General features: G+C 75.7%; 1 protein-coding gene. It reads right to left on the reverse strand.

Annotation, left to right across the window (positions count from 1 at the left end; all coding sequences use genetic code 11):
• Window positions 1-1,029, reverse strand: a 1,029-nt coding sequence (locus SSOG_RS21585; RefSeq protein WP_039941482.1) for an ABC transporter ATP-binding protein, incomplete at its 3' end; no start/stop codon positions are given.
• Between the last annotated feature and the right edge of the window lie 14 nt (window positions 1,030-1,043).

A 1,043-nucleotide genomic window follows, 5' to 3' on the forward strand; every position in this document is an offset into this window, starting at 1 on the left:
GGCCCAGACGGTGCGTCCCGGGTGGAGACCGAGGTCGGCGACGGCGGCGGTGGTGAGGTCGGCGAGCAGGGGCAGTTCTCCGGTGAGGGCGACGCGGATCTGGTCGCCGTGCGACTCCAGGCCGGTGACCTCGGCGCGCCAGGCGTTGCGGGCGCTGGAGTCGGGGCGGTCACGGTGGAGGGTGACGGCGGCGGGCGGGAAGGCCACGAAGGCCGGGCCGTTGAGGTCGTCGGCGGTGGTGATGGCCGTACCGCTGTCGAGCCGTACGGTGTGACCCTCGGCGCGCCCCTGGTACAGGTTGAGGCCGACGAGGCTCGCGATGTAGTCGGTACGGGGGCGGCGGGACACCTCGGACGGGGTGCCGTCCTGGACGACGCGTCCGTCCTCGATCACGACGAGCCGGTCGGCGAGCACCATCGCGTCCAGCGGGTCATGGGTGACCAGGACGGCCACGGCCTCGAACTCGGCGAGGTGGCGGCGGAGTCCGGCGCGTACGTCGAGCCGGGTACGGGCGTCCAGCGCGGCCAGCGGCTCGTCCAGCAGCAGCAGCCGGGGGCGTACGGCCAGGGCGCGGGCGAGGGCGACGCGCTGGGCCTGGCCACCGGAGAGCCGGCGCGGCTTGGCGCCCGCGTGGGCCTCAAGACCCATCCGGGCCAGGATGTCGGCGGCCTGGGCGCGGGCCTCGGCCTTGGGGACGCCGTGGCAGCGGGGGCCGAAGGCCACGTTGTCGAGGGCGCTGAGGTGCGGGAAGAGCAGATAGTCCTGGAAGACGACGCCGACCGGGCGGGCCTCGGGCGGGATCCGCAGCCGACGCGCCGGGTCCTCCAACTCCCGTCCTTCCAGGCACAGTTGGCCCGCCGTGAGCGGGGTGAGCCCGGCCAGGGCGCGCAGCGCGGTGGTCTTGCCCGCGCCGTTGGGGCCCAGCAGGGCGACCACCTCGCCGGGGGCGGCGGCCAGCCGCAGATCCAGCCGGAAGCCGCCGCGGTCCACGACGAGATGGGCGTCGAGGCCGTCGGTGCCCCGCTCCAAGGCGGGGGTGCGGG

The sequence above is a fragment of the Streptomyces himastatinicus ATCC 53653 genome (genome assembly GCF_000158915.1).
GTDB lineage: Bacteria > Actinomycetota > Actinomycetes > Streptomycetales > Streptomycetaceae > Streptomyces > Streptomyces himastatinicus.